At 42.2% G+C, this 25,386-nt stretch carries 26 protein-coding genes; 11 read left to right on the top strand and 15 right to left on the bottom strand.

Features of this window, described 5'->3' with window-relative positions:
- Positions 1-49: 49 nt before the first annotated feature.
- Both V7161_RS14005 and V7161_RS14000 read right to left on the bottom strand, forming a co-directional pair.
- Positions 50-1,213: an endonuclease Q family protein gene (locus V7161_RS14005; protein ID WP_335445796.1), complete on the bottom strand. Its 1,164-nt coding sequence runs from the start codon at positions 1,211-1,213 to the stop codon at positions 50-52.
- The gene (locus tag V7161_RS14000) at positions 1,210-1,764 is read right to left on the bottom strand and encodes an NUDIX hydrolase (protein WP_223591551.1); all 555 of its coding nucleotides are present in this window, start codon (positions 1,762-1,764) and stop codon (positions 1,210-1,212) included. The genes V7161_RS14005 and V7161_RS14000 overlap by 4 nt, the downstream gene beginning before the upstream one ends.
- Before the next feature lie 70 nt (positions 1,765-1,834).
- Between V7161_RS14000 and mciZ the strand changes: the two genes are divergently transcribed.
- Both mciZ and V7161_RS13990 read left to right on the top strand, forming a co-directional pair.
- Positions 1,835-1,966: a Z-ring formation inhibitor MciZ gene (gene mciZ / locus V7161_RS13995; RefSeq protein ID WP_335445794.1), complete on the top strand. Its 132-nt coding sequence runs from the start codon at positions 1,835-1,837 to the stop codon at positions 1,964-1,966.
- A gap of 67 nt (positions 1,967-2,033) precedes the next feature.
- Positions 2,034-2,945 carry an aldo/keto reductase gene (locus V7161_RS13990; RefSeq protein WP_335445792.1) on the top strand — a complete coding sequence of 304 codons (912 nt, stop codon included), beginning with the start codon at positions 2,034-2,036 and terminating at the stop codon, positions 2,943-2,945.
- 195 nt (positions 2,946-3,140) lie between these two features.
- Here the strand turns inward: V7161_RS13990 and V7161_RS13985 are convergent, their stop codons facing one another.
- The 4 genes from V7161_RS13985 to V7161_RS13970 form a co-directional block, all read right to left on the bottom strand.
- Positions 3,141-3,395, bottom strand: a complete 255-nt coding sequence (locus tag V7161_RS13985; protein ID WP_335445790.1) for a YqkE family protein — start codon at positions 3,393-3,395, stop codon at positions 3,141-3,143.
- Between the two features lie 90 nt (positions 3,396-3,485).
- On the bottom strand, positions 3,486-4,154 hold the full coding sequence (locus tag V7161_RS13980; protein ID WP_335445788.1) for a 3-oxoacid CoA-transferase subunit B: 669 nt from the start codon (positions 4,152-4,154) through the stop codon (positions 3,486-3,488).
- 24 nt (positions 4,155-4,178) lie between these two features.
- Positions 4,179-4,868 carry a CoA transferase subunit A gene (locus V7161_RS13975; RefSeq protein ID WP_335445786.1) on the bottom strand — a complete coding sequence of 230 codons (690 nt, stop codon included), beginning with the start codon at positions 4,866-4,868 and terminating at the stop codon, positions 4,179-4,181.
- A gap of 30 nt (positions 4,869-4,898) precedes the next feature.
- Positions 4,899-6,086: an acetyl-CoA C-acetyltransferase gene (locus V7161_RS13970; protein ID WP_335445784.1), complete on the bottom strand. Its 1,188-nt coding sequence runs from the start codon at positions 6,084-6,086 to the stop codon at positions 4,899-4,901.
- 145 nt (positions 6,087-6,231) lie between these two features.
- Here V7161_RS13970 and V7161_RS13965 point away from each other — a divergent pair, with 145 nt between their 5' ends.
- From V7161_RS13965 to V7161_RS13955, 3 genes are all read left to right on the top strand, one after another.
- Positions 6,232-7,137: a hydroxymethylglutaryl-CoA lyase gene (locus V7161_RS13965; protein ID WP_335445782.1), complete on the top strand. Its 906-nt coding sequence runs from the start codon at positions 6,232-6,234 to the stop codon at positions 7,135-7,137.
- A 70-nt stretch (positions 7,138-7,207) separates the two neighbouring features.
- Positions 7,208-7,348, top strand: coding sequence for a hypothetical protein (locus V7161_RS13960; protein ID WP_223591538.1), 141 nt, complete (start codon positions 7,208-7,210; stop codon positions 7,346-7,348).
- A gap of 267 nt (positions 7,349-7,615) precedes the next feature.
- Positions 7,616-8,536, top strand: a complete 921-nt coding sequence (locus V7161_RS13955) for an alpha/beta hydrolase (RefSeq protein ID WP_335445780.1) — start codon at positions 7,616-7,618, stop codon at positions 8,534-8,536.
- Between the two features lie 18 nt (positions 8,537-8,554).
- On the opposite strand, the gene V7161_RS13950 is transcribed toward V7161_RS13955, so the two are convergent.
- Positions 8,555-8,887: an iron-sulfur cluster biosynthesis family protein gene (locus tag V7161_RS13950; RefSeq protein ID WP_335445778.1), complete on the bottom strand. Its 333-nt coding sequence runs from the start codon at positions 8,885-8,887 to the stop codon at positions 8,555-8,557.
- Between the two features lie 65 nt (positions 8,888-8,952).
- On the opposite strand from V7161_RS13950, the gene V7161_RS13945 reads away from it, so the two are divergent.
- Positions 8,953-9,159, top strand: a complete 207-nt coding sequence (locus V7161_RS13945; RefSeq protein WP_223591532.1) for a CDGSH iron-sulfur domain-containing protein — start codon at positions 8,953-8,955, stop codon at positions 9,157-9,159.
- Positions 9,160-9,196: 37 nt separating this feature from the next.
- Here V7161_RS13945 and V7161_RS13940 read toward each other — a convergent pair whose 3' ends face one another.
- Entirely contained in the window at positions 9,197-9,535 is a 339-nt protein-coding gene (locus tag V7161_RS13940) for a YolD-like family protein (protein WP_223591530.1), read from the bottom strand.
- 22 nt (positions 9,536-9,557) lie between these two features.
- A complete protein-coding gene (locus V7161_RS13935; RefSeq protein WP_335445775.1) occupies positions 9,558-10,817 on the bottom strand; it encodes a DinB/UmuC family translesion DNA polymerase in 1,260 nt (419 codons plus the stop codon).
- A 162-nt stretch (positions 10,818-10,979) separates the two neighbouring features.
- Here V7161_RS13935 and V7161_RS13930 point away from each other — a divergent pair, with 162 nt between their 5' ends.
- Positions 10,980-11,171 (top strand): YqzH family protein, encoded by a 192-nt coding sequence (locus V7161_RS13930; RefSeq protein ID WP_335445773.1) that lies wholly within the window; start codon positions 10,980-10,982, stop codon positions 11,169-11,171.
- A 260-nt stretch (positions 11,172-11,431) separates the two neighbouring features.
- On the opposite strand, the gene V7161_RS13925 is transcribed toward V7161_RS13930, so the two are convergent.
- The 3 genes from V7161_RS13925 to V7161_RS13915 all read right to left on the bottom strand — a co-directional run bounded on the left by V7161_RS13925 (position 11,432) and on the right by V7161_RS13915 (position 16,482).
- Positions 11,432-14,599 carry a DEAD/DEAH box helicase gene (locus V7161_RS13925; protein ID WP_335445771.1) on the bottom strand — a complete coding sequence of 1,056 codons (3,168 nt, stop codon included), beginning with the start codon at positions 14,597-14,599 and terminating at the stop codon, positions 11,432-11,434.
- Positions 14,600-14,697: 98 nt separating this feature from the next.
- Positions 14,698-15,495, bottom strand: a complete 798-nt coding sequence (locus tag V7161_RS13920) for an SDR family NAD(P)-dependent oxidoreductase (RefSeq protein ID WP_335445769.1) — start codon at positions 15,493-15,495, stop codon at positions 14,698-14,700.
- Positions 15,496-15,513: 18 nt separating this feature from the next.
- Positions 15,514-16,482, bottom strand: coding sequence for an MBL fold metallo-hydrolase (locus tag V7161_RS13915; protein ID WP_335445767.1), 969 nt, complete (start codon positions 16,480-16,482; stop codon positions 15,514-15,516).
- Positions 16,483-16,918: 436 nt separating this feature from the next.
- Here V7161_RS13915 and proC point away from each other — a divergent pair, with 436 nt between their 5' ends.
- The 3 genes from proC to namA all read left to right on the top strand — a co-directional run bounded on the left by proC (position 16,919) and on the right by namA (position 20,075).
- Entirely contained in the window at positions 16,919-17,761 is an 843-nt protein-coding gene (gene proC / locus V7161_RS13910; protein ID WP_335445765.1) for a pyrroline-5-carboxylate reductase, read from the top strand.
- Positions 17,762-17,829: 68 nt separating this feature from the next.
- Positions 17,830-18,978 (top strand): glycosyltransferase, encoded by a 1,149-nt coding sequence (locus V7161_RS13905; RefSeq protein ID WP_335445763.1) that lies wholly within the window; start codon positions 17,830-17,832, stop codon positions 18,976-18,978.
- Between the two features lie 77 nt (positions 18,979-19,055).
- A complete protein-coding gene (namA, locus tag V7161_RS13900) occupies positions 19,056-20,075 on the top strand; it encodes an NADPH dehydrogenase NamA (protein WP_335445762.1) in 1,020 nt (339 codons plus the stop codon).
- 43 nt (positions 20,076-20,118) lie between these two features.
- On the opposite strand, the gene rnz is transcribed toward namA, so the two are convergent.
- Entirely contained in the window at positions 20,119-21,042 is a 924-nt protein-coding gene (gene rnz / locus V7161_RS13895; RefSeq protein ID WP_335445761.1) for a ribonuclease Z, read from the bottom strand.
- A 169-nt stretch (positions 21,043-21,211) separates the two neighbouring features.
- Here rnz and zwf point away from each other — a divergent pair, with 169 nt between their 5' ends.
- Positions 21,212-22,738: a glucose-6-phosphate dehydrogenase gene (zwf, locus tag V7161_RS13890; protein WP_420491623.1), complete on the top strand. Its 1,527-nt coding sequence runs from the start codon at positions 21,212-21,214 to the stop codon at positions 22,736-22,738.
- A 43-nt stretch (positions 22,739-22,781) separates the two neighbouring features.
- Here zwf and V7161_RS13885 read toward each other — a convergent pair whose 3' ends face one another.
- Together V7161_RS13885 and V7161_RS13880 are read right to left on the bottom strand one after the other, a co-directional pair.
- The gene (locus V7161_RS13885; RefSeq protein WP_335445759.1) at positions 22,782-24,059 is read right to left on the bottom strand and encodes a DNA polymerase IV; all 1,278 of its coding nucleotides are present in this window, start codon (positions 24,057-24,059) and stop codon (positions 22,782-22,784) included.
- Positions 24,060-24,131: 72 nt separating this feature from the next.
- On the bottom strand, positions 24,132-25,253 hold the full coding sequence (locus V7161_RS13880; RefSeq protein WP_335445757.1) for a tripeptidase T: 1,122 nt from the start codon (positions 25,251-25,253) through the stop codon (positions 24,132-24,134).
- Positions 25,254-25,386 lie beyond the last annotated feature (133 nt).

Below are 25,386 nucleotides of genomic sequence, written 5' to 3'. Positions count from 1 at the left end.
AATTTAATAGAGTATAGGAAAAATCCCGGCAGCACATCCTGCCGGGATTTTAATCCGCAATTTTACCATATTTTCCGCCGCCGCCGGCAGCTAGATTTATTTTTCCTTCCCTTGCTTTCATGATAAGGTCGGCTATTTTGGCCGGAACTACCTCTTTTAATGCTTCATATGGGACTTCATGTAATATAGCCATTTCACTGCCGAAATGATTCACCAGTTTTTCAAGTAACTTAGGCCCTAGGCCAGGGATAAATTCCAGTGGTACTTGATGAACATAGGGAGGGCGGCCAGGAGGACTTTCATCTGCCGTTTTCAATTCCAGAATTCGGTCAGCCACTCCTTTTATGATTTTCTTATTTCCACATAAATCACAAAGCTGATCTTCCTCACTAACATGATTTAAACATTCTGCGCACACAGTTTTATGATATTTCCCTAGCAGTGGATCAAGCCCATAGTTTGCAATAATTTGCCGGCCGTCTTCTCCTTTTAATGCTTTTTGCAGTTCAAGGAAGGTTGGTTCCTTCATCGCAGCCACTTGATATTCACGGGCAATCTTTGCAAGGGAATGCGCGTCTGAATTCGTTACAAACGTATAGCGGTGCAATTCTCCTAATTGATCAGCCATGCTTGTATCTGAGCTTAGGCCAAGCTCTATCCCGTCTATTAAATCGGGATCCAGTACCTCTGTTAGTGAATGATTGACCCCTTTTCCATATAAACTTTTAAAGGGCGTGAAAACATGAGCGGGAATGAAAATACCTCGAAGCTTTTTTACTTTTGTTTGCAATACCCGACCTGATACATAGATTCTTTGTGAACTTAATTGTATATTTTTCAAGTGGTTCGACAACCATGCTGAGAATTCTCTCATAATCGTTAGGTTCGGAAAATAGCATAGCAAATGAATTGGACCATTGCATTGTTCATCATAAATCTCCAGCTCCGACCCCGGGATAACCGTTAAGTCTCCAAATACTAAGCCACCATCCGGATGCTCATAAATTTCTCCGCTGTTAATCAGACTTTCCATCTCGAGAATGACTTCCGGTGAATGGCTGTCGATTATTCCGACCATATTGAGCCCTTTTTCGTGCCTGGCATGTTCGATAATATTTGTAAAAGTTAACGATTTGGCCCCGGTAATTTTGACCGGTTTACCTGTCCAGGTCCTGCCAATATGAATATGTAAATCTACATAATAACGATTCATTTTTTTCCTAATGCCCTTTGCAATTGTAAGTATTGGACAGCATAGATTGTTTTCGCATCATAAATTTTTTGTTCCTTGACATATTGTAAAGCTTCTTCAAGAGTTAATTCCTCGAGATTCACAAATTCGTCTTCATCAAGTGCGGCGGAATTTTCTATTTTTGATAAGCCCTTTGCCAAATATACATGGACGATTTCATCAGCAAAACCTGGTGAAGTATAAAAGGAAGTGAGTAATTCAAGACTTTCACATCCATAGCCTGTCTCTTCCTCAAGCTCGCGGCGGGCACAGACAGCTGGTTCTTCCCCTTTTTCCAGCTTTCCTGCAGGTATTTCCACAATCGTTCTTTCCAACGCTTTTCGGTATTGTTCGACCATGATGATCTTTTCATCATTGGTTACAGCTAAAATAGCAACTGCCCCGGGATGTTTGACGATTTCCCGTTTGGACTGCTTTCCATTTGGCAGTTCAACATCCTGTAAATGAAGACTGATTACCTTTCCTGAAAAAATTTCTTCACTATGAAGCGTTTTTTCTTCAAGCTTGCTCATTAAGGTCACTCCTGTTCTATTCCGATAATCTGCTCATACATTTTACCATACTTAAAATGGAGGGGTATGGATGAAGGTCGTCGTGCACGAAAAAGGAATTATCCTTGTCGGAAAGAGCTGGGAGATTCTTCAAAAACTTAAGGAATATAACAAGGATTATACTTTCGTTTCGGAATGGGTTCAAAATATTGTGCAAAAATGAGTTCTGCTGTTTGTAGTCTGCCCTGTTCTTTTTGTAAAATGATAGAAAAAAGAACGGGGTGTTTTTTTTGAAAAAAAGAAGATTAGGAGCCTCCGATTTGTATGTTACCGAGTTAGGGCTCGGCTGTATGTCCATCGGAACAGATGAGCTTTCTTCGAGAAAAATCATCGAAGCAGCACTTGAGGAAGGAATCAACTATTTCGATACAGCTGATTTATATGATTTCGGTGAAAATGAGAAAATCGTCGGAAGTGCGTTAAAGGATGTCCGTGAACAGGTGATTATTGCGACTAAAGTCGGGAATCGCTGGAAGGAGAATCGAAGCGGCTGGTCTTGGGACCCTTCTAAAGCCTATATAAAAGAAGCAGTGAAAAACAGTCTGAAACGGCTGGGAACAGACTATATTGATCTTTATCAATTGCATGGCGGCACGATTGAGGACCCGATTGACGAAACGATCGAAGCATTTGAGGAATTAAAGGCAGAAGGCTTGATTCGCTATTATGGCATCTCATCGATTCGGCCGAATGTGATTCGCGAATATGTGAGGAAATCGGGGATGGTTTCTGTCATGATGCAGTACAGCATGTTAGATCGCAGGCCTGAAGAAGAGGCATTACCGCTGCTTCATGAAAAAGGCATCAGTGCTGTTACCCGTGGACCGCTTGCAAAAGGGCTGCTCAGCGATAAGCTGCTTGAAAAAGCATCTGAAAAGGGGTATTTGGATTATTCCTACGAAGAGTTAAGAGAGACGCTTGGCTTATTAAAAGAAAAAGTGGGGGCTGGCCGTTCGTTTACAGAAGTGGCGTTGCAATACAATCTAGCTAACCCTGCTGTCGCATCTGTTGTTGCCGGTGCAAGCAGTGCAGAACAAATTAGAGGCAATGCCAAGGCGGTAAGAAGCCAGCCATTGACTAATCAAGAGGTTGCGCTAATCAAAGACTTAACAAAGAATAATATTTTTCCAGAACATCGGTAAAGGAGAGCAGCTGCCCTCCTTTTTTTATTATAGCTATTCGCATAAATTGTTGTTTTTCGTATAAGTTTATCAACCCGTATAACTAGTAGCTTCGGGGCATCTTTTCGTAAGTACATTTACGAAAATTGCCCAGAAACTTAGTTATTGAACCTTATTAAGTTCCATAAGCAACAAAGTTTACGAAAAGAGCCTTTATTATTTAAACTCCTTCCAGTTCATCCCGCTTTCGTTCAATAACTCTTCAAATGATTTATTCTTTTCTTTTAATCTGCGTTCTTCCCGTTTTTTTGCTTCTTCCTCTTGTTTTTTTCTTTCTTCTTCCGCCTTTAATTGATCCTGCTGATCTTTTAACTGCTTAATTAAGTCTGGATTAATCATATCTTTAAGTGTTACGGGTTTGTCATCTGTTTTTGGTTTAGATTGATTTTTTTGTTTCGCTTTCTTTTTCATTCTAAAATCCTCCAGAATTCAATTATTCCTTTTTATTATATCATGAAAAAAGCAGGCTGTTTGTTTACACAGCCTGCCTAAAACTTTTCTTTAATATGCTTCTAGTTTAACACTTTCATCGACATTTAGTGCTGCTTCCGTCGAATTTACGACTTCCTCTACGGTAAAACCTTTTGCTACTTCCACAAGCCGCAATCCGGAAACCGTGACATCCATAACGGCGCGTTCCGTGATAATCCGGTTGACGACCCCTTTCCCTGTTAATGGAAGAGTGCATTGTTTTAGAATTTTTGATTCGCCTTTTTTATTGACGTGCTCCATAATAACTATGATCTTCTGAGCGCCGTGAACAAGGTCCATCGCCCCGCCCATTCCTTTAATCATTTTTCCTGGAATCATCCAGTTTGCAAGATCGCCGGTTTCGGAGACTTCCATTCCACCAAGGATTGCCAAGTTCACATGTCCGCCGCGAATCATCGCAAACGATTCAGCACTGTCAAAATAGGCTGCACCGCTGATCGCTGTAACCGTTTCTTTCCCTGCATTTATTAAATCCGGGTCCACTTCATCTTCATGTGGATATGGACCAATTCCTAAAAGGCCATTTTCTGATTGCAAAACAACCTGTTTGTTATCCGTTATATAATTGGCAACGAGGGTGGGCATGCCGATTCCTAAGTTTACATAAAAGCCGTTTTCAATTTCCTTCTCTGCCCTAATCGCAATTCTCTCTCTGACAGAGACTTTCTCATTCGCCATTTACACTACTCCCTTCTACCAACTTTATTTACTTATTGTTAATCGCTCGATTCGTTTCTCCTGGGTTCCTTCGATAATGGCTTGCACATAAATGCTTGGGGTATGAATAAAATTCGGATCCAATTCGCCGATTTCATAGAGTGTTTCTAATTCAGCAATTGTTACTCTGCCAGCAGCCGCAATCATAGGATTAAAGTTTCGGGCTGTTTTGTGGTAAACGAGATTGCCCATTTTGTCGCCCTTCCATGCCCGCACCAAGCTAAAATCTGCTGTCAGCGCTTCCTCTAAAAGATATTCACGACCTTTAAAAACTTTTGTTTCTTTGCCTTCAGCAATCGGCGTCCCTACCCCTGCAGGAGTATAAAACGCTGGAATGCCGGCGCCTCCTGCTCGAATTTTTTCCGCTAATGTGCCTTGAGGTGTCAATTCCACTTCCAGCTCTCCTGTCAAAACCTGTCTCTCAAACTCTTTATTTTCCCCGACATAAGAGCCAATCATTTTTTTAATTTGCTTATTATTTAATAGGAGACCGAGCCCCCACTCATCAATTCCGCAGTTATTAGAAATAACGGTTAAATCCTTTACGCCTTTCTCTGCTAACGCTAAAATCAGGTTTTCTGGTATCCCGCACAAACCAAATCCACCTACCATCAGCGTCGCTCCGTCATGGATATCGGCAACTGCTTCCTGGAAGGATGTACAAATTTTCTTCATTTTCGTTCTCTCCCCCTTATCATGAACGTTTTATGCAAGCTCAACAATCGTTGCGACACCTTGCCCGCCGCCAATACAAAGAGTAGCCAATCCTACGCGCGCCTGTCTCTTTTTCATTTCGTGGATTAAGGTAACCAGAATTCTCGCCCCGCTTGCTCCGATAGGGTGGCCGAGAGCAATGGCGCCGCCATTTACATTGAGAATTTCTTTATTAAACTGAAGCTCACGGTCTACAGCCAGCGATTGTGCCGCAAAAGCTTCATTTGCTTCGATTAATTCAATCTCCTCCATCGAAACAGCTGCCTTTTCCAATGCTTTTCTTACGGCAGGTACTGGACCAATTCCCATGATGCTTGGGTCTACACCGGCACTGGCATTTGCTTTAATAGTTACTAGTGATTCAAGACCTAATTCTTCCGCCTTTTTCTTACTCATGACCACTACAGCAGCCGCGCCATCATTAATTCCTGAAGCATTTCCTGCCGTTACTGTGCCATCCTTTTTAAACGCTGTTCTCAACCCGGCCAATTTTTCTGCCGTTGTTCCTCTTTTCGGATATTCATCCACTGCAAAAACAATTGGCTCCCCTTTACGCTGCGGGATAACAACAGGAACGATTTCATCATTAAACTTCCCTGCTTCGATCGCCTTCACAGCTTTGTCCTGACTCCATGCCGAAAATTCGTCCTGCTCTCCTCTTGTGATCGAATATTTGCTAGCAAGGTTTTCTGCGGTAATCCCCATATGATAGTCGTTAAATACACATGTAAGACCATCAGAAGTTAATGTATCCACTAATTTTTGGTCGCCCATTTTAAAGCCGTCCCGGGCATTTTTTAATAGGTATGGCGCCTGGCTCATATTTTCCATTCCGCCGGCCACTACGATTTCAGCGTCACCCGCCAAAATGGCTTGCGTCGCAAGGTGAACAGCCTTAAGTCCGGAACCGCAAACTTTATTAATCGTCATTGAGGAAACGCTTTCAGGAATGCCCGCTTGAATAGCCGCCTGCCTTGCCGGGTTTTGCCCGAGGCCTGCTTGGAGAACATTTCCCATAATTACCTCATCCACTTGATCTGGCTTTACTCCTGCCTGCTCAAGTGCCCCTTTGATAACTGTCGCTCCCAGCTCCGGTGCGGATATATTTTTTAAACTTCCGTTAAAGTTTCCAAGTGCAGTTCGGACCGCACTGACAATGACTACTTCTATTTGACTCATTATCTTTCTCTCCCCTTCAACCTTTTTTCCTTTACTACTTCTAGTTTAACACGGAAATTCCTCTAATTTTGTCAAAATTTCATTTTTTCTTGATTTTTCAAAAATACCGACACTACAATGAAAGTATGAAAATGGGAGGGGAAAAATGATGCTTAATTTACCAAAAAAGGTGACCATTATTGAGGTTGGTCCGCGCGATGGTCTGCAAAATGAGAAGTTATTCGTACCGACTGATATAAAAAAACAATTTATTGCTGCTTTAAGAGATGCCGGGCTTCAGGAAATGGAGCTGACTTCGTTTGTTTCGCCAAAATGGGTGCCGCAAATGGGCGATGCGGCTGAAATTGTCACTGATTGCCTCGATGATAGGACAAGAAATATTGTCCTTGCCCCGAATCGAAAAGGGATTGACCGGGTTTATTCTACCGATTGCAAAGCGGTTGCCGTGTTTGTTGGGGTGAGCAACACTTTTAATCTAAAAAATATAAATAAATCAACGAAGGATAGTATGGAAGAATTAAAACCCATCATCCAAGAATTAAAAGAAAAGAATTATTTTGTTCGCGCCTGCATTTCTACCTCTTTTTATTGTCCTTATGAAGGGAAAATCAATGAGATTGACACATTGGCGCTTTGCCGTGATTTTGTAGAGGCTGGTGTCGATGAATTAAGCGTGGCCGATACGATTGGAATGGCAGCCCCTGATGAAGCCTACTCCTTGTTTTCTCAACTAAAAGCAGAATTCCATGGGGTTCTTTTAACAGCCCATTTTCATGACACCCGGAAGCTTGCCTTAGCCAATATTTTAGCTACTCTTCAAGCAGGAATTGACCGATTTGATTCTTCTGCCGGCGGGCTTGGCGGCTGCCCTTTCGCACCTGGAGCCAGCGGAAATGCAGCAACAGAGGACGTAGTTTACATGCTTGAGCGGATGGGAATTGAAACAGAAGTTAATCTCGAAAAGCTCGTGGATGCGATTGAAATCGTCCGGCCTCATCTTTCAAGGTCCATCGATAGCGGATATTATCGTTTACATGCTCAAACCATTTAGATTTTTGAATAATCACCCTTCTATCTATGCATCTTATTAGATGAAGCTACCTTGAAGGGAGATTGATTTTATGAGCCAAAAACGTGACAAAGGAAATAGCCAAAAGGGCAAAGACTATGCAGAAACAGGCGGTGGCGGTACACGAACAATGGCCGCTGAAGAGATGAACAAAGCGATTCATCCGACGAAGCGACAAAATGCAGAGTCATAATAGAAAAGCGGAAGCGCCTTCGGAACAAGCGAAGCTTGTTCCTGCGAGGCTTATTCAAAGGAGCTTTCCTTAGTGCCCAGGGAAAAAAGCAGTTCATTTTTTCCTAGGCGCTGGAGCTGGACAGTTCTTAAAGTGCGATATCATGTAATTTGTATTATGAGCGTAAGCCGCTACATTGGAATCAGCGGCTTTTTTCATGTTAAAATTTATGGGCGAATGTAGTTTATTTTCCATATATTATATTAATCACTTCGGGAGGTGCCGCTTTTGAAAAAGGCATTTCGAGCTTTGTTCATTTTATTGTTTTTCTGGTTATCTCTCGCTTTATATTTTACAAACCGGATTATGTATATGAAAAAAAAGGACGAGAATTTTATCTTAAAGCGGGAAAAGGATGCTGGCAGGTATAATCCTGATGAATTTGATTCCCTTCCACAACGAGAAGTGGATATACCTTCTCCTTTCGGCTACACCATTAAAGCCGTTTTGGTTGAACCTCACGAGACCAGCCGCTATATCATAATTACCCATGGTGTAACTGAAACGAAAATTAATTCGATTAAATATGCAAACCTTTTCCTTGAGCGCGGGTTCAATGCCTTGATTTATGACCATCGCCGCCACGGAGAATCCGGAGGGAAAACCACCAGCTTTGGCCACTATGAAAAATTTGATTTAAAAACAATTGTTGACTGGCTAAAAAAAGAAAAAGGGCCTAATCTTGAACTTGGAATTCACGGTGAATCGATGGGAGCAGCAACGATGCTGTTATATGCAGGTCTTTTAGAGGATGGCGCTGATTTTTATATTGCCGACTGTCCATTTTCTGATTTTAAAGAACAGCTTGCCTATCTGATTAAAAAGGATTTTAAACTCATCCCTGGACTCTTGCTGCCGATCGGTGACACTCTTTTAAGGTTACGTGATAAATATTCCATTCGAAATGTTTCTCCGATTTCGGTCATCGAGAACATCAAACATCCCGTTTTGTTCATTCACAGCCAAAAGGATGATTTTATTCTTCCTACCATGACGAAAGAGTTATTTGAGCAAAAGAAAGGGCCGAAAATGCTCTATCTCGCAGCAAACGGGCGCCATGCCCAATCCTTTAACGAAAATCCCGCCGATTACGCACGGGTGGTTGATGAATTTCTTCAAAAGTATGTTCAGCAGCCCATGCCTAATTAAAACAGACTGTCCATTGGATCAGTCTGTTTTTTCTTTCAGGATTAGGCTCATATGTCCGTTCAGGATTTGCCCTGGGCTTTTTAATTGAAAGCAATTAGTTGCCTTAGAAAAATCTATTTTCATTTGTTCATCAAAGAAGACCATTTTGGATTTTTCCACATAAACCGTTCTATCGTTTGTTTCTATCGCGATGTCGGTATCATCTAGTTCAGTAACATGCCATAAGGCAATTACGCCGTTTACGGCGCAGCCGCAGCCATCTGTATCATATTTTAATTTTAAATAGCCTTCACGGTTGCCGGTTCTTTCATTGATTTTTCCTGCCGCTTCTGCTGTTATGGTGATTTCCACGTTTAAAGCTCCTCTCTTTTGGCATATGATGATTGTATCATATGTTTTTAAAGGAGTGTCAGTTTATGTCCAAAGTTCAAATCAAAGTAAATGATAACGGCTCTCTAAGAATCACGGGTGATGTGGAGCTGCTAGATGGTGAAGGCAATGTTTATACTACTAAACCTTCTTTTTCTCTCTGCCGATGCGGCTTATCAAAAAACAAACCTTTTTGCGATGGCTCGCATAAAGGAAATTTCGAATCACAAGTCCGGGTTCCTGAAGGTGAATAGATTAAGAAACGCGGCTTCATATAGAAGCCGCGCTTTTTTATGTGTCCGTCAGCCTTATATCGGCAATCGCATCTATCGGAATCCGGTGCACTTCTTCAAAGCGGTCTACTACATGAAGCCTTTGGGCCATTTCGTCCCAGTAATGAATTTTGCCAATCACAATTTCATAGTTCCGATTATGGTAATGCGTAATTGTAACGTATTGATCAAATTCAATTGCTTCAGACAAGGTCTCATTCATGAGTTCGAGCTGCTGCTCATCCATTTCTCTTTTCTGTTCGTATTCATCTTCTTTTACCCAATCCCGGAGCAACTTCACATGCTCAGGAAGCATCATCGACGTCCATTTGATTCTGCCGCGGTCGCGAATCGTCATACGCCTCTACCTTCTTTCCCAATTACATTTTATGCCCGCCTACTAGTGTTGCCCTATGCTTTGCAGTTCCAGCAGCTGTATAGGAAACAGCGCGCAGCAGCGAGCCTGAACCGAAGCGCCGGCGGACCGAATCCACTACATAGCCAAGCTCCCGCCTCTTGTAGGCCCCCAAGTCAAAAAGATCGAGCTGAAGCTCGCTGTCGTCGACTATATTTCCGAGAGCAATCGCAATTTGTCTTACCGTCTTGCCTGTATAATTTTCATGAAACAATTCAAGGCAGACGCGGTAAAGCTCCATCGTTTCATTTGTTGGCTGCCTGATCGTACGGGAGCGATGAAAGCCGCCGCCAAATTCATCTTGGCTGTAACCGACGCTGAAACTAATGGTCCTCCCTGCTTTTCGGCGCGTTCTTGTTCTTCGGGCCACTTCCTCGCACATTTCTAAAATAACGGCCTTGATTTCCTTTTCCTCTTTATAATCCCTTAAGAGAATTTGGCTTTTTCCAAAGCTGATTTGCCCTTGAATGATTGGGGCTCCCAGTTCAGAAAGATCCACTCCCCAGGCATGATGATAAAGCTGGTTCCCCATAATGCCGAACTTCTTTTCCAGCTTTTCTAAATCATAGCGGGCCAGCTGGCCAACCGTAAAAATCCCCATTCCGTTTAATGTCTTTTCGACACGCCGGCCAATTCCCCACATTTCCCTAAGCGGGGATACATTCCAAAGCTTTGTCTTTACATCTTCATACGTCCACTCGGCCACTCCTTTTTTCTTTGCATCCAGATCCAGACAAAGCTTTGACATGAGCATGTTCGGGCCAATGCCGACAGCGCACGGCAGCTGAAATTCCCGTTCAATATCGTCCTTTATTTTTTCAGCAATCGTCCGGGCATCCCCCCATAAATGAATCGCGCCATCGACTTTAATAAAGCTTTCATCGACGCTGTACGTATGGATGGCTTCTTTTGGAACGTAGCGGTTAAAGACACGGGAAATTTCAGTTGAAACACGTAAGTAAGTTGCCATCCTTGGCTCAACAATTTGAATTCTTGGGTCTTTTGGAATCTCGAATAGCCGTGAACCTGTTTTAATCCCAAATTCCTTTTTGAGGCGCGGGGAAGCAGCAAGCACGACACTTCCCTGCCGATCCAAGTTGCCCGCCACCGCTAAATAGCAATTCAATGGGTCAAGACCTCTCATAACAGCCGAACAGCTTGCATAAAAACTCTTCATATCCACACATAGAATTTTATTTTGCGGCAGTGTGCTATAATCCACCATGGCTTTCCCCTCACAGTTTTCCAAAAAGTAGAACATTTGTTCTTTATTATTATATTTATTATGATAAGCGAATATACGTTCTCGTTCAATGGAAATTTTTTGACTGTTTTTTTAGATGGAGATTAAGCGGTAAAACAGTATAATAACGATGAGGTGCTTTTTATGGAGAAAAAATTAGTCGTTAAAATGATCAAGAATTGTTTTAAACAGTATTATGAGGCGGATTCGCTGCCTGTTGATGAGAAAGATTTGGAGGCACTTGTGAATCGGATTCTTCAAACAAAAGACGAAGAACCGAATGCGGATTTATATGAGGTAGTAAATGATATGGTGTATGAATTTTTAACGGGGTGATTCTATAGAAGAGCCCTATGGGACAAATCCACGGGAATCCCATGCAAACTGTCCCATAGAAAAGCTCTATGGGACAAAACCAGCGAGAATTCCATGCAAATTGTCCCATAGAAGGACTCTATGGGACAAAACCAGTGGCAATCCCATGCAAACTGTCCCATAGAAGAGCTCTATGAGAAAAAACCAGCGGGAATTCTATGCAAATTGTCCCATAAAAGAACTCGATTGAGAAAACAAGCAAGAATTCTCCATAAACAATTTTAAGATAATATTTCTTGTATATCCTCTTCGGTTAATACGGATTTGCCCTGCTCCTCGGAGTCAATGATTTCTTCTATCAGCTGTCTTTTTTTGTCCTGCAGTTCGCTGATTTTCTCTTCGATGGTGCCCCGGGAAACAAGCTTGATGACCTGGACAACATTTTTCTGGCCAATGCGATGAGCCCGGTCTGCGGCCTGTTCCTCGACCGCCGGATTCCACCAAATGTCATACAAAATGACCGTGTCCGCTCCCGTCAAATTAAGCCCTGTACCTCCAGCCTTAAGCGAAATAAGGAAAAAATCACGTTCCCCTTCATTAAATCGATTGCAGATTTCCAAGCGTTCTTCAGACGGAGTAGCCCCATCAAGATAGAAAAAAGGAAGGTCCTTAACCGCTAAAGCTCTCCCTATAAGACCGAGCATTTTTGTAAACTGGGAGAAAATCAACACCCGCCTTCCTGAAAGCCTGGATTCCTCAATAAGTCTCATCAGCATTTCAAATTTTGCAGAGCTGCCTTTGTAACCGTCCACAAACAAAGCCGGATGACAGCAAATCTGCCGCAAGCGCGTTAAACCTGCGAGGATTTTTATCCGGTTCTTCCGGATAGTTTCCTTGTCCAAATGCTTAAGTGTAACCTCTCGAAGCTTGGCCAAATACGCGGCATACAGCTTCTTTTGGTCTGGAAGAAGTTCTGCTGATTCCGTAAACTCTATTTTTTCCGGAAGCTCGGAAACGACGTCTTCCTTCATCCTGCGCAATAAGAATGGACGGACTCTCCGGGAGATCTTTTTCCTTGATAGGTTTGAGAATTCCTTTAAGCCACGAAATAGTTCAGGAAAGACAACATGAAAAATGGACCAGAGTTCTTCGAGAGAATTTTCCACCGGTGTTCCGGTCAAGGCAAACCGATAATCCGCCTTCAGCCTTTTTACCGCTCGTGCCGTTTGAGTCAGCGGGTTCTTAAAGGCTTGAGCTTCATCAAAAAAGACAGTGTGGAACTCTTGTTTCTCGTACCATTTGAGATCCCGCCGCAGTAAAGGATACGAAGTAATAACCACGTCCATTTGCAAAGCTTCCTTCAGGATACGATGCCTCTCAACTTGATTGCCATCCACGACAACAGCTTGAATTTCCGAAGCGAATTTCATTATTTCACTCAGCCAGTTATACGATAAAGAGGAAGGACAGACGATTAGAACTGGCTGCTTCTTTGAACGGATAATCGAAAGCTCCGATAAAATAAACGAGATGCTTTGCAGCGTTTTTCCAAGGCCCATATCATCAGCCAGAATTCCACCAAACCCGTAATGGGCTAGTGTTTTCATCCACTTGTAACCGCGTTTTTGATAGTCGCGTAAAATGGACTCTAAACTAGATGGCACCACAAACTCCAAGCTGCCAGGATTGCGGAGACTTTCAAGGAACTGACGAAAGGATTCTTCTGCGATGAACACCTGACTGTCATCAACGGAATCAAGCAGCGGCAGTCCCTGCATAATCGATAGCTCGAAGCTGTCTTCAAGATTTTTCTTCTCCGCTGGTATTTCCGCTAAAAACCGTTGGATTTCCTTAAACTCCCGTGTCTCTAATGACAATAGCGCACCATTCCGGAGACGATAATATTTCCGCTTTTCCTCTAAGGCCGCTAAAACTTCTTTAATTTGCTGCTCAGGAATTCCTAGTTCAAATTTAAATTCGAGCCAGTTTGTTCTTTCTTTTTTCACCTTTACTCTCAAGCCCGGGCGGGGATTCTCTCTAAAAATCCTGTTTCTTACAGCTGTTGTGGCATAAATTTGCACTAGCTTTTGAAGCTTCGGGACAGTATGGTAAAGAAACTCATATTCTAATTCTTCATTGTGAAGGTAATAACCGCCTTCAGTTTTGGAAAATGAGCTCTCCTCCATAAGCTGTAAAATCTGGCTCTCCTTTTCCTCATCTCGGATTACTCTAGAACCAGCATGAATATCCTGCTTCTCCAAAGGATTGATAACAACATGATCATAATGAAACTCCAGCCCGGCTAGCAGGCGATTTTTCACCCGGTCCAAGTACAATTTGGCAATTAGCGGCGTTTTCATATACTCTTTTGCCAGTGCATCAGAAAGCTGGACATAACCTATTTTTTTTAAGCCAGGAACTACTTTTTCTAAAAAATGCTGGATTTGTACCTGAGGGATGGAAATTTGATTCGTTCCTGATGCATCCAGCAGATGGTTAAGATCGGACAACCGCTGGCAGTCCTCCGTTTTCATCGTGACGATTTTCCCTGCAGATAAAACAGACCCGTATGAATCTAAGATAATCATATTAGATAATCCTTTGACTTTAAGAAAATAGCCAGTGCCTTCCGCCTCGCCAAATTCAAACTTTAACGGAGGCAGCTCGGCTGTAACAATTAAACTATCATAGGTATTGCCATTGTATTTAAGCTTCACCAATGGTGCCTTCGTAAGCAATGGCTGTAGCTCCTTCCAGGAAGATGGCGGAATAGGAAGAAGTTCTGACTCGCCAGTGTGCTTATTATCTTGAATCACTTGTATTAGTTTCTTAATCACGGAATCAATTTCAGGTTGAAAGCAATGCAAGTAAGGTTCATAGCTGAATAGGCTAGAAACCATAATTGGCCGTCCCTGATCGACGGCGCTAAGAAAGTCCCGGATGTTCGGTACTGTTATTGGTCCAATCTTTATCTCCATTCCGAGTAGGTACTGTTCATCAATCAAAATGGGTTCACAGGTAAGTTCGACTTCAAGCACGGTTCTATTTTCAAAATGAAGCTGATGCCGACTAGAGCGTATCGGCTGGTTATTGAAGAGGTTCAGCACGCCTTCAGCTAAATTCTCCCCACTGTTTGAAGAAACCTCTCGAAAGGGAGTGGTTCCTTTACGTTGATGGTCGTGGATAGCTAGCAATACCGCCGCAATATGCTGACAATCCTTTTGAAAGGAAGTCAACACAGGACAGGTGCACTTTGATCGAAAACCACCGTTGTCTTCCCTTTCAATCACAACATGGAAGTCCTCAGTTCCAGATACTATTGCTTCACATCGGTCAGGACCGTAATATTCAAAGGTTACTTTGTTGGAACGGTAGAAAGCCTCGCCTCTTTTGAAGGAGACAGTCCCGCACATTTCTTTAATCATTTTTTGGTGTAATCTTATATTCAAAAGCGGACTCCTTCCTGAGGTCATTTAGATTACCCATTATAACATTTTTATAGAATTGCTCCCATACAAAAAGCCGCCTTGACCAGGCAGCTTTTCCCTTACTTAGAACTGAGCATTCGTTTTCCCAGCCGCTCGAACAACCGAGGAAATAGAACATAGGCAACACTTCCAAAATTCATCCAACGCGGCAAATTGATCTCCCTCGTTTTCGTCAGCATGCTGTCAACGACCTTCTTTGCCACATACTCAGGCTGTAGCATATACCGTTGAACATTTTTAACATAAGTGCCCTTTTCATCGGCAATGTTAAAAAAATTAGTGGCAATTGGCCCTGGATTCACGGAGGTGACCTGAACATTATAGTCGGAAAGCTCCATCCTAAGAGCATTGGTGTAGCCAAGAACAGCATGCTTAGTGGCAGAATAGACACTTGATTTCGGAGTGGCAATTTTTCCAGCTTGTGAAGCAATATTAATAATATGCCCAAAGCGCCGCTCGCGCATTTTCGGCAGCACCATGTTGGTACAGGCCATCAGCCCAACAACATTTACTTCAAACATTCCCTTAATTTCATCAATCGGGGCTTCATGCGCTTCACGGAAAACCCCAAAGCCTGCATTATTTACAAGTATGTCTACTTGTCCTATTTCTGCAAAAATCTCCTTAAAAACGCTTTGAACTTGATCAGTATCAGACACATCAAGCTGAAAAACATCCACTCTTACTTGATACTTTTGCTGCAATACTGCCTTCAGTTGTTCCAGCTTATCGAGGCTTCGTGCCAGGAGGACAAGATTAGCGCCGCTCGCCGCACAAAGCTTGGCAATTTCCGCTCCGATCCCCCCGGATGCACCGGTAATCACAATATTTTTCCCCTTTAACTGTTCCCTAACCATTTATACACCCCATCAGAGTTAATCCCGTGGTTTTGCTTGATATACCACAGGCTGACCATCTCTACTAATAATCTCTCCGATAGAAGCCAAATAGTCAAGCTGAGCAACCGTTTCCGAAATCGTCAACATCAATTCACGCTGATAGACGGATGGAAACAGCCGCTGGCAGATTTGAAATACAGTAAGTTCCTCTTCCTCAAGCCAAGTTTTTACCGTCATCGCACGTTCATGCTGGCGGGTTAGCCTTTTTTCAATTAGTTCAGCTAACTGATAGACTTCATCACCATGACCAGTATAGACAGAATGAATTGGATAGTGAAGCAGCTTTTTCATCGAATCGTTATGCTGAAGCTGCGGCTTAGGCCTCTTTTTTTCTCCCGGCACCGGCGGCTCAAGTAATGGATTAGGTGAAATATGGGCAAGTATTAAATCCCCGCCAATCAAAACTCCGCCCTTTTCCCTAAAAAGCGCAATTTGACTTTGGGCATGACCAGGGGTTTCGAGTACCTTCCAGTCATGTAGTCCCGGAGGTCTCATGCCCTCCAAGAGATGTCCGGAAAGCGGCCGATTACACATATACTTCATCGTCTTTCTTAGTTTTGGAAGTATCGCAAAATATTCCTCCGGTAATCCAAACTCCTTAAAATGCTCTATGAAAAAATGTTCTTGTTCTTGAAAAAAAGCTTCATTTGGATGAATCCATCTTTCATTCAGCGGGTGCCCATACACCTCTAACGAATCGGGGAAAAAATCGAGCATCCCGGCATGATCAGGGTGATGATGAGTAAGAACTACCTGCTCGATATCCTTAGGGCTTAAATCTAATTCAGCCATTTGTTCTGTAAGGGAATTCCATGATTCTTCCGTTTTCGCTCCCGTATCAACAAGCGTTAAACGTTCTCCCCTAATCAAATAAACATTAACATCGCCAACGGCAAAAGGAGTCGGCAACGTAATCTTGGCAATTCCATCTTTCCATTCAGTCATATTCAAAACCCCTTAACATAATGGTTAATTTAAAGTGTAACGATTATTTTTTCCAATGTCATTATATTTACATAATTTTTTAGAAAAAATAAAAAATTCTTTAAATTTATTTCTTGACAGACAGGCTATTTTTCTTGCATAATCACTATTAAAATTTCATTTGTTCGAAGCGATGAGTAAGGCTAGTAAATGAGAAATGGCGAAAGAGAGTGAAGCTCGAAGGCTGAAAGGCTTCACCGCCCGCTTAATCATTGAACCTACCTTATGAGCATTTAGGAAAACCTAACGTATGTCCGGCGTTAACGGAGTCGAGTGAACCTTGTTGTGTATAGTTCCAACTGGGTAAATGAAGGTGGTACCGCGGAAGCTAGACCTTTCGTCCTTTGTGGATGAAGGGTCTTTTTGTTTTTTTTAAAAACATTAGGGAGGGTTTATGATGAAAAAAATCGCAATTGTTGGCGCAGGTTCGATGGCTGAAGCCTTTATTTCCGGCATTCTAGAAAATGGATTAATTGATAAAAAAAATGTATGGGTAACAAATAATTCAAATCAAGAACGATTACATCGTCTAGAAGAACGATATGGTGTCCGCGGAACATATGATTTAAATGTACTTTTTGATGGGGCCGACATTGTCATGTTAGCAATGAAGCCAAAGGATGCGGCATCTGCAATCGACTATATCCACGGGCATTTAACCGAGAAAATGCTGGTAGTTTCCGTTCTAGCAGGGGTATCGATGAATACGATTGAGACTCTAGCGAATAAATCCCTCTCCATCGCCAGGTCTATGCCTAATACATCTGCGGCAGTAGGAAAATCGGCGACCGCCATCGCTGTTAATAACCGTGTCACCACAGAACAGCTAGAAACTACAAAAAAGCTGTTTGGAACAGTCGGCCTGGCAGCCTTTGTTGCCGAAGAACAGCTCGATGCTGTAACAGGTTTGTCCGGCAGCGGACCAGCCTATATTTATTACCTGATTGAAGCAATGGAAAAAAGTGCTGTAGAGGTTGGATTGGAAAAGGAAATGGCAAGTGAATTAATTGTGCAAACGTTGATTGGAGCGGCAGAGATGGTTAAAAACTCCAGTAAAACTTCGACACAATTGCGGAAAGAAGTGACAAGTCCAGGCGGCACTACGGAAGCCGGCATTCGGATTTTAGAGGAAAACGGGGTTCAAGAGGCATTCATTTCCTGTATTAAAGCAGCGACTGCCCAATCTAGGAAAATGGGAGATACCCTCTGTTCACAGCTTAAGGTAGGAAAAACAATTTAAAAAGTTGTATCGTAATCCACAGTTCTCTTAAACTAATAGTAAACACATGATTTTAGAGGGCTGAGGATATGGACACCATACTTACCGTTTTATTCTCCTTGGGCATCCTGGTTTGGATTGTTTTTCTCGTAGATGCTCATTTTGGTTTTAAAAATTTAGACTCGCTTGAAAGCGAAGAATGCTTAGAAAATGGGCCATTATTGTCGGTAATTGTGGCAGCCCGTAATGAAGAGAAACAAATAAAATCAAGCATTATCAGTCAAATGAAGCAAACCTATAAAAATGTGGAATGGATTCTTGTCAATGACCGTTCAATTGATCATACCGGAAAAATCATGGATGAATTAATGGAACTAGACTCGCGAATAAAAGTTCTCCACATTAAGGACCTGCCTGAGGGCTGGCTTGGGAAAAATCATGCTTTATATCAAGGCTCTCTAAAGGCCTCGGGTAAATGGCTATTGTTTACCGATGCGGATGTAAAGTATGACGAAGAAGCATTCGCAAAGGCCCTCCATTATTTTGACAAACACCAGCTTGATCATTTAACGGCGGCACCAAATCTTAACGCAAACCATTTTTGGCTGAAAACCTTTGTCGCCTTCTTCCTATTTGGATTCTCCTATTTTAAGCGGCCATGGTCTGCAAATAACCCAAAGTCGAAAATCGGCACGGGAATCGGGGCGTTTAACCTCGTATCAAAAGCGGCCTATAAACAGTTTGGTACACATGAAAAAGTGAAAATGCGTCCGGATGATGATTTGCAGCTGGGGATGAAAATGAAAAAAGCAGGATTCCGGCAAAGAATTGTCACCGCGCTCAAATTAATTGAAGTCGAATGGTATGGCAGCTTAAAAGAGGCATTTGTGGGTCTTGAAAAAAATACTTTTGCCGGACTAAATTATCGGGTCAGCATGGTCCTTTTCTCGATATTTGGAGTCTTTGTCACTCATGTGCTTCCCTTTGTGACTATTTTTTCAAAAAATAAAACCATTGCCCTGCTCAGTTTAGGAAATATTGCTGCGAGCGGCATTCTGTATTGGATGATCGTGAAGAAAATGACGCGATTCTCCCCTTTTCTATTTGCTGTATTTCCGATTACGGCCTTGCTGTTTATTTATTCAATTATTAGAGCAAGCATTATTACGTTTAAACGCGGGGGAATAGTCTGGAGAGGCACCACCTACCGATTAAGCGAGCTTAGAGATAACGACTGAAGCAGAATTTTTAATTATCTTGGAGCCTTTTGCTATACTATGATTGTTAATATAACAGTTGAAGGAGGCTCCTTAACATGACAGCTAAATTATTTACTCCTTATACAATTAAAGGTGTCACATTCAAAAACAGAATTGTCATGGCACCAATGTGCATGTATTCCAGTCATAATGAGGATGGTCATATTCAAAATTGGCATCGCACGCATTACACAAGCAGAGCAGTTGGCCAAGTCGGCCTCATTATAGTAGAAGCAACAGCCGTAACACCTCAGGGACGGATTTCAACACAGGATTTAGGCATCTGGAATGATGACCATATTGCAGGATTCCAAGAACTAGTTAAGCTTGGTAAAGAACACGGGGCCAAAATGGGAATCCAGCTTGCCCACGCAGGTCGAAAAGCGATGCTAGAAGGAGAAATTGTTGCCCCTTCCGCGCTAGCTTTCAATGATAAAATGAAAACGCCAAGGGAAATGACAAAATCCGAAATTGAAGAAACCGTGGAGGCTTTTAAGAAGGGTGCCGAGCGGGCTGCCAAGGCTGGCTTTGATGTAATTGAGATTCATGGGGCGCATGGATATTTGATAAACGAATTCCTTTCACCTCTTTCCAACAAAAGAACCGATGAATATGGAGGATCAGCTGAAAATCGTTACCGATTCTTGCAAAAAGTGATTGATGCCATCAAAGCAGTTTGGGATGGGCCCCTTTTTGTGCGTGTTTCCGCTCATGATTACCATGAAGAAGGCTTAAAGCCGGAAGATTACGTAATCTTCTCTCAGTGGATGAAAGAACAGGGTGTCGATTTAATTGACGTAAGCTCAGGCGCAGTCGTTCCAGCACGCATTAATGTTTATCCGGGCTATCAGGTTAAATATGCCGAAACGATTAAGAATGGTGCTGACATCCCTACCGGTGCAGTCGGCTTAATCACTTCCGGGATTCAGGCAGAAGAAATATTACAAAACGAACGGGCCGAATTAGTTTTTTTAGCACGTGAATTACTAAGAGATCCATACTGGCCAAGAAACGCGGCGAAAGAACTTGGTGTCAGCATTGAAGGACCAAAACAATATGAGCGCGGCTGGATATAAAAGACAAAAAGCACTTACTAAATTTCGGTAAGTGCTTTTTTTATTAATTAAGCGGAATATTAATTTCTTTAAAATCCTCAGATATGTCCGTATTAGGAAAAATTTCTTTTGCTTCGTCAACTAATTCTTTCCAGTCATTTCGATCATACCGTGAACTGATATGAGTCAAGCACAGCTGCTTACATCCGGCCTCTCTAGCAATTTCTGCAGCCTGATGGGTCGTTGAATGAAAATAGTCGGAAGCCAATTTTTCTTCTCCTTTTGAAAAGGTCGCTTCGTGAACCAACAAATCAGCATTTTTTGCTAACAAAATCGCATTTTCGCAAAATCGGGTATCTCCTAAAATGGTAACGATTCTCCCCTTTTGCTCAGGACCAAGAAAATGATGCGGCTCAATGATACTGCCATCATCAAGTGTAATAGCTTCACCGTTCTTAATCTTTTTAAAAATAGGGCCAGGCTGGACGCCTGCTTCAATTAACTTATCGGCAAGCAACGTACCAGGCCTGTCCTTTTCGACCACCCGATATCCATAGGATGGGATTCCGTGATCGAGCAAACGAGCTTCGACGGAAAACTGATCATCTTCAAAAATGATACCCTCGGAGATTTCAATAACAGACAACGGATACTTTAAATAGGTTTGACTTAAAGATAAACTAACATGAATAAACTCTTTGATCCCTTTCGGTCCATATACTGTTACTTCGGTATCTCCACCTTGAAAAGACCGGCTCGATAACAGACCTGGAAGACCGTATATATGATCCCCATGAAGATGGGTTATAAAGATTTTTTCAATTCTCCGCGGTTTAATCGATGTATGTAAAATTTGATGCTGCGTTGCTTCACCGGCATCGAATAACCAGACTGCCCCGCGTTCCTCCAATAGTTTAAGGGCAATGGCCGTTACATTGCGAAGCTTTGCAGGCATTCCTGCGCCGGTTCCTAAGAAAAAAATGTCCAAAATTAAATCTCCTCTCTATACCGAACCTACTTCCAATTACTATAGCATAAACTGCTGCGGATTGCTTCTTAGCCCGTTATGTCCTACTAAATTGATACATGCAAATCATTATATTTGCGAAACCTATTCATAAGCGCTAAATTAAATACTTGTTAAGTACAAACTACATATGCATCAAACTTTAGAAATGAGGGCTTTGAACGTGGAAGAAAACATGACTTCTTTAATCATGATTTTTGGAGCAACTGGGGATTTAGCGAAACGGAAGCTTTTCCCTTCTCTGTACCGGTTATACAATAAAGGGAAATTCCATAAATTTGCTGTGATTGGCGTTGCCAGGAAATCTATGCCTAATGATGCTTTTCAGGCATCTGTAAGGGACTCCGTTGTATCGGCACTTGGAAACAAGGAAAATATTGATGAATTCATCTCGCATTTTTATTATCAACCTCATGATGTGTCAGATTCAAGTTCATACGGCTCCTTAAAAACCTTTGCTGACCAAATTGATGAACATCATAAACTGGAAGGAAACCGGATTTTTTACTTAGCCATGGCACCGGAATTTTTCGGTCCAATCGCCTTGCATTTAAAATCTGATGGGCTTACAGATGTATCGGGCTACAAGCGGCTTGTCATTGAAAAACCATTCGGGCATGATTTAGAATCCGCAAAGGAATTAAACAAACAAATTCGAACCGCCTTTTCGGAAAAAGAAGTGTACCGGATCGATCACTATTTAGGAAAAGAAATGGTGCGGAATATCGAAGTCATTCGTTTTGCCAATGCCATTTTTGAACCGCTTTGGAATAATCGATACATTTCCAATATCCAAATTACTTCCAGCGAAACCCTTGGTGTAGAAGAACGCGGGCGCTATTATGAGTCTAGCGGCGCCCTTAGAGATATGCTGCAAAACCATATGATGCAAATGGTCGCATTACTGGCGATGGAGCCGCCAATCCGGCTTACAACAGATGAAATTCGGTCTGAAAAAGTCAGAGTGTTTCGTGCGCTCCGATCAGTCGAAGGTGACGAAGTAAATGAATATTTCGTCCGCGGGCAATATGGCGAAGGTGAAATGGATGAAAATTCGGTTCCAAAATACCGTGATGAGCCAATGGTCGATAAAGAATCCAATACTGAAACCTATGTGGCTGGAAAAGTAATGATTGATAATTTCCGCTGGGCCGGCGTTCCTTTTTATATTCGAACAGGAAAAAGACTAAAGGTTAAATCGACCAAAATTGTCATTCAATTTAAAGATATTCCAATGAATCTATATTACCAAACCGAAAAAATGCTGAACCCAAATCTCCTTGTTATTCATATTCAGCCAGAAGAGGGAATCACTTTGCATCTAAATGCAAAAAAAGCAGGTGGTCATTTGGACGCACAAGAAGTAAGATTAAGCTTTGCAAATACTGGCATTCATGCAATGAATACGCCTGAAGGGTACGAAAAGCTGCTTTATGACTGTATGCGCGGCGATGCCACGAATTTCACCCATTGGGATGAAGTTGCCTATTCTTGGGCGTTTGTAGACAAAATTTCAGCTGAATGGCAGAAAACAAAAGCAGATTTCCCAAATTATGTATCCGGTTCGAAGGGACCAGATGCAGCAGATAAGCTTTTGGAAAAAGACGGCTTCTTCTGGTGGCCAGTAACAGATTTAGAAGTAGATATTTGCAAATAATTAATAAAGCTCCACTTGCTCTATATGGGCAATGTGGAGCTTTTTACTCTTCTTCCTCTTTTTTCTGGGGAAAAGAACGAAGAAAATCCTTATTAAAGCTTGTGCCTGTGCCAATTTTATGAACAGGATCAATATTATGAGTTCCAGCACTTTCAATAATATTTTTCCCATACTTTTCACGGAGGCCGGAAAGAGTTTTAAGTAACGGTTCCTTTTTTGCATCATGCTCATATGAAAATATGTCTAACTGTTTAAAAGCTTGATCCTGTTCAACTAAATCAAAACCAGTTATTCCTAACAAACGAATGGCATCACCATTCCAGGATTTAAGAAACAGCTGTTTCGCAAACGCTGCAATATCGTCTTTATGATTAACAGGGTTCGCTAATTTTCTACTTCTGGTAATTGTTCGGCGATCTTTATAACGGATGGTAATTCCCAGAGTTGCAGCCAAAACATTTTTTCGCTTTATCCTAACAGAAACAGTTTCAGCTAACGACTCAAGGACATGAAAAAGCTCTTGCTGATTGCTGATGTCTCGAGGCAGAGTTGTGGAATTGCCAATGCTTTTAAACTCCTCAATGGATTCAGGGTCAACCGGCCGTTGATCCATTCCATTTGCCCGTTCTTTCAGGCGGACTCCATTGATTCCTAATAGGGTTTTTAATTGAATTTCATTGCCCTTTGCTAAATCACCGATGGTGTGAATCCCAATAGTCGTTAGTTTTTCTGCTGTCTTTTTACCCACTCCATGCATTTCGCTTGTGTTTAACGGCCAAAGCACTGCTGAAATATCTCGCTTGCGGAGGATGGTAATCCCCAGCGGCTTTTTCATATCTGATGCCATCTTTGCTAAAAATTTATTCGGAGCAATACCGATGCTGCAGGGTAAATCCAGCTGCTTAAGTATTCTATTTTGGATGCTTTCTGCTATTTCAATTGGACTGCCAAATTGAAAGCTTTCCGTAATATCCATGTAACCCTCATCAATCGAAACAGGTTCTACTAGTGTTGTGTAATGCCTTAGGATGTCAAACATCCCCATAGACGCAGCCCGGTAGCGCTCAAAATTGGGAGTTTTTACGATTAACTGCGGACAAAGCTTTTTTGCTTCCCAAAGTGGCATCGTTGTTTTCACACCGAATTTCCTGGCTTCATAGCTGCAGGTGACGATAATTCCTCGTCTTTCCTCTGCGTTTCCAGCAATGGCTAGCGGTTTTCCCTTAAGAGATGGGTCATACGCCATTTCAACAGATGCGTAAAAGCTATTTATATCCACATGTAAAATGACACGACCATTCTTCGGATACATTTCCTTCAAGCCGACACACTTCCTAAAACAATTGATAGTTTAAGTATAACAAAAAGGAGAGCCCTTAGCCCTCCTTCAATACTATTGATTGGTTACTTCGTTAATAATCGCAATGGTCATTTCTGCCAACTTGTATAGCTCTTCAATCGGCATGCGTTCGTTAGTTGTATGGATTTCTTCATAACCAACTGCAAGGTTAACAGTAGGAATGCCGAATCCAGCGATTACATTAGCATCACTGCCCCCGCCGCTATGCTGCAATTCACAGCTGCGGCCGATTTTCCCAGCAGCCTTTCGGGCGATTTCTACTACCTGATCGCCTTCGCCGAATTTGAAGCCTGGGTACATGACTTCCACATTTACCTCTGCTCTGCCGCCCATTTCGGCTGCAACCGTCTCATACGCTTCCTTCATCTTGCTGACCTGTGCTTCCATTTTTTCAGGAATCAGGGAACGCGCTTCAGCTAGAATGTCAACTCGGTCGCAAACGATATTTGTAGCAGAACCACCCTCAAAACGGCCAATATTTGCTGTGGTTTCGTGGTCAATTCTTCCTAATGGCATTCTGGAAATTGCTTTGGCAGCGATGGTGATCGCCGAAACCCCTTTCTCTGGAGCGACACCCGCATGAGCTGTTTTTCCATAAATAGTCGTTTTTACTTTTGCCTGGGTTGGAGCCGCTACAACCACATTACCAACTAAACCATCACTATCAAGCGCGTAGCCATATTTTGCTTTCATTAAGGAAGGGTCAAGGGCTTTTGCACCAACTAAACCTGATTCCTCACCAACCGTAATAACAAATTGAATTAAGCCGTGCTCTATGCTCTGTTCTTTTAAAACACGAATGGTTTCAAGCATAACAGAAATACCTGTTTTATCATCCGCACCTAAGATTGTTGTACCATCGGTTACAACATAGCCATCCTTAATCGATGGTTTTACTCCTTTCGCAGGAGTAACGGTATCCATATGGCAGGTAAAATAAATCGGATCAATTCCTTCCTTAGTAGCTGCTAAATTACATACTAAGTTTCCTGCACCATGTCCAGTCACAGCCGTTGTATCGTCTTCGAAAACTTCAAGACCTAAATCAGAAAATTTTTGTTTTAAAACCTTTGCAATTTCAGTCTCAAATTTTGTTTCCGAGTCAATTTGTACAAGTTCTAAAAATTCATTTAAAAGACGTTCCTGATTAATCATCTGTAGAAACCCTCCCAATTATGTATACTCACTATTTCAGTATACCTTTTCAAATTCATACCATCAAATAAAAGGCAGGTCCTAGACCTGCCTTTTACAAAGCAATGTTAAACTTGGCTGTTGATTTGCGCTC

This window comes from Neobacillus drentensis (assembly GCF_036965425.1).
GTDB classification, from domain to species: domain Bacteria; phylum Bacillota; class Bacilli; order Bacillales; family Cytobacillaceae; genus Neobacillus; species Neobacillus drentensis_F.
Note: the sequence above shows the minus strand (reverse complement) of the source record. Positions and strands in the feature narration are given on the sequence as shown.

What these genes read in the sequence shown, in the direction of transcription:
- V7161_RS14000 (WP_223591551.1), bottom strand. Translation starts at nt 1,764, where the DNA reads ATGAGCAAGCTTGAAGAAAAAACGCTTCATAGTGAAGAAATTTTTTCA.
- V7161_RS13940 (WP_223591530.1), bottom strand. Translation starts at nt 9,535, where the DNA reads ATGACGATTCGCGACCGCGGCAGAATCAAATGGACGTCGATGATGCTT.
- V7161_RS13880 (WP_335445757.1), bottom strand. Translation starts at nt 25,253, where the DNA reads ATGATTAATCAGGAACGTCTTTTAAATGAATTTTTAGAACTTGTACAA.
- V7161_RS13930 (WP_335445773.1), top strand. Translation starts at nt 10,980, where the DNA reads ATGGAGAAAAAATTAGTCGTTAAAATGATCAAGAATTGTTTTAAACAG.
- V7161_RS13985 (WP_335445790.1), bottom strand. Translation starts at nt 3,395, where the DNA reads ATGAAAAAGAAAGCGAAACAAAAAAATCAATCTAAACCAAAAACAGAT.
- V7161_RS13960 (WP_223591538.1), top strand. Translation starts at nt 7,208, where the DNA reads ATGAGCCAAAAACGTGACAAAGGAAATAGCCAAAAGGGCAAAGACTAT.
- V7161_RS13965 (WP_335445782.1), top strand. Translation starts at nt 6,232, where the DNA reads ATGATGCTTAATTTACCAAAAAAGGTGACCATTATTGAGGTTGGTCCG.
- proC (WP_335445765.1), top strand. Translation starts at nt 16,919, where the DNA reads ATGAAAAAAATCGCAATTGTTGGCGCAGGTTCGATGGCTGAAGCCTTT.
- V7161_RS13975 (WP_335445786.1), bottom strand. Translation starts at nt 4,868, where the DNA reads ATGAAGAAAATTTGTACATCCTTCCAGGAAGCAGTTGCCGATATCCAT.
- V7161_RS13970 (WP_335445784.1), bottom strand. Translation starts at nt 6,086, where the DNA reads ATGAGTCAAATAGAAGTAGTCATTGTCAGTGCGGTCCGAACTGCACTT.
- namA (WP_335445762.1), top strand. Translation starts at nt 19,056, where the DNA reads ATGACAGCTAAATTATTTACTCCTTATACAATTAAAGGTGTCACATTC.
- V7161_RS13920 (WP_335445769.1), bottom strand. Translation starts at nt 15,495, where the DNA reads ATGGTTAGGGAACAGTTAAAGGGGAAAAATATTGTGATTACCGGTGCA.
- V7161_RS14005 (WP_335445796.1), bottom strand. Translation starts at nt 1,213, where the DNA reads ATGAATCGTTATTATGTAGATTTACATATTCATATTGGCAGGACCTGG.
- V7161_RS13935 (WP_335445775.1), bottom strand. Translation starts at nt 10,817, where the DNA reads ATGGTGGATTATAGCACACTGCCGCAAAATAAAATTCTATGTGTGGAT.
- V7161_RS13980 (WP_335445788.1), bottom strand. Translation starts at nt 4,154, where the DNA reads ATGGCGAATGAGAAAGTCTCTGTCAGAGAGAGAATTGCGATTAGGGCA.
- V7161_RS13905 (WP_335445763.1), top strand. Translation starts at nt 17,830, where the DNA reads ATGGACACCATACTTACCGTTTTATTCTCCTTGGGCATCCTGGTTTGG.
- V7161_RS13915 (WP_335445767.1), bottom strand. Translation starts at nt 16,482, where the DNA reads ATGACTGAATGGAAAGATGGAATTGCCAAGATTACGTTGCCGACTCCT.
- mciZ (WP_335445794.1), top strand. Translation starts at nt 1,835, where the DNA reads ATGAAGGTCGTCGTGCACGAAAAAGGAATTATCCTTGTCGGAAAGAGC.
- zwf (WP_420491623.1), top strand. Translation starts at nt 21,212, where the DNA reads ATGCATCAAACTTTAGAAATGAGGGCTTTGAACGTGGAAGAAAACATG.
- V7161_RS13945 (WP_223591532.1), top strand. Translation starts at nt 8,953, where the DNA reads ATGTCCAAAGTTCAAATCAAAGTAAATGATAACGGCTCTCTAAGAATC.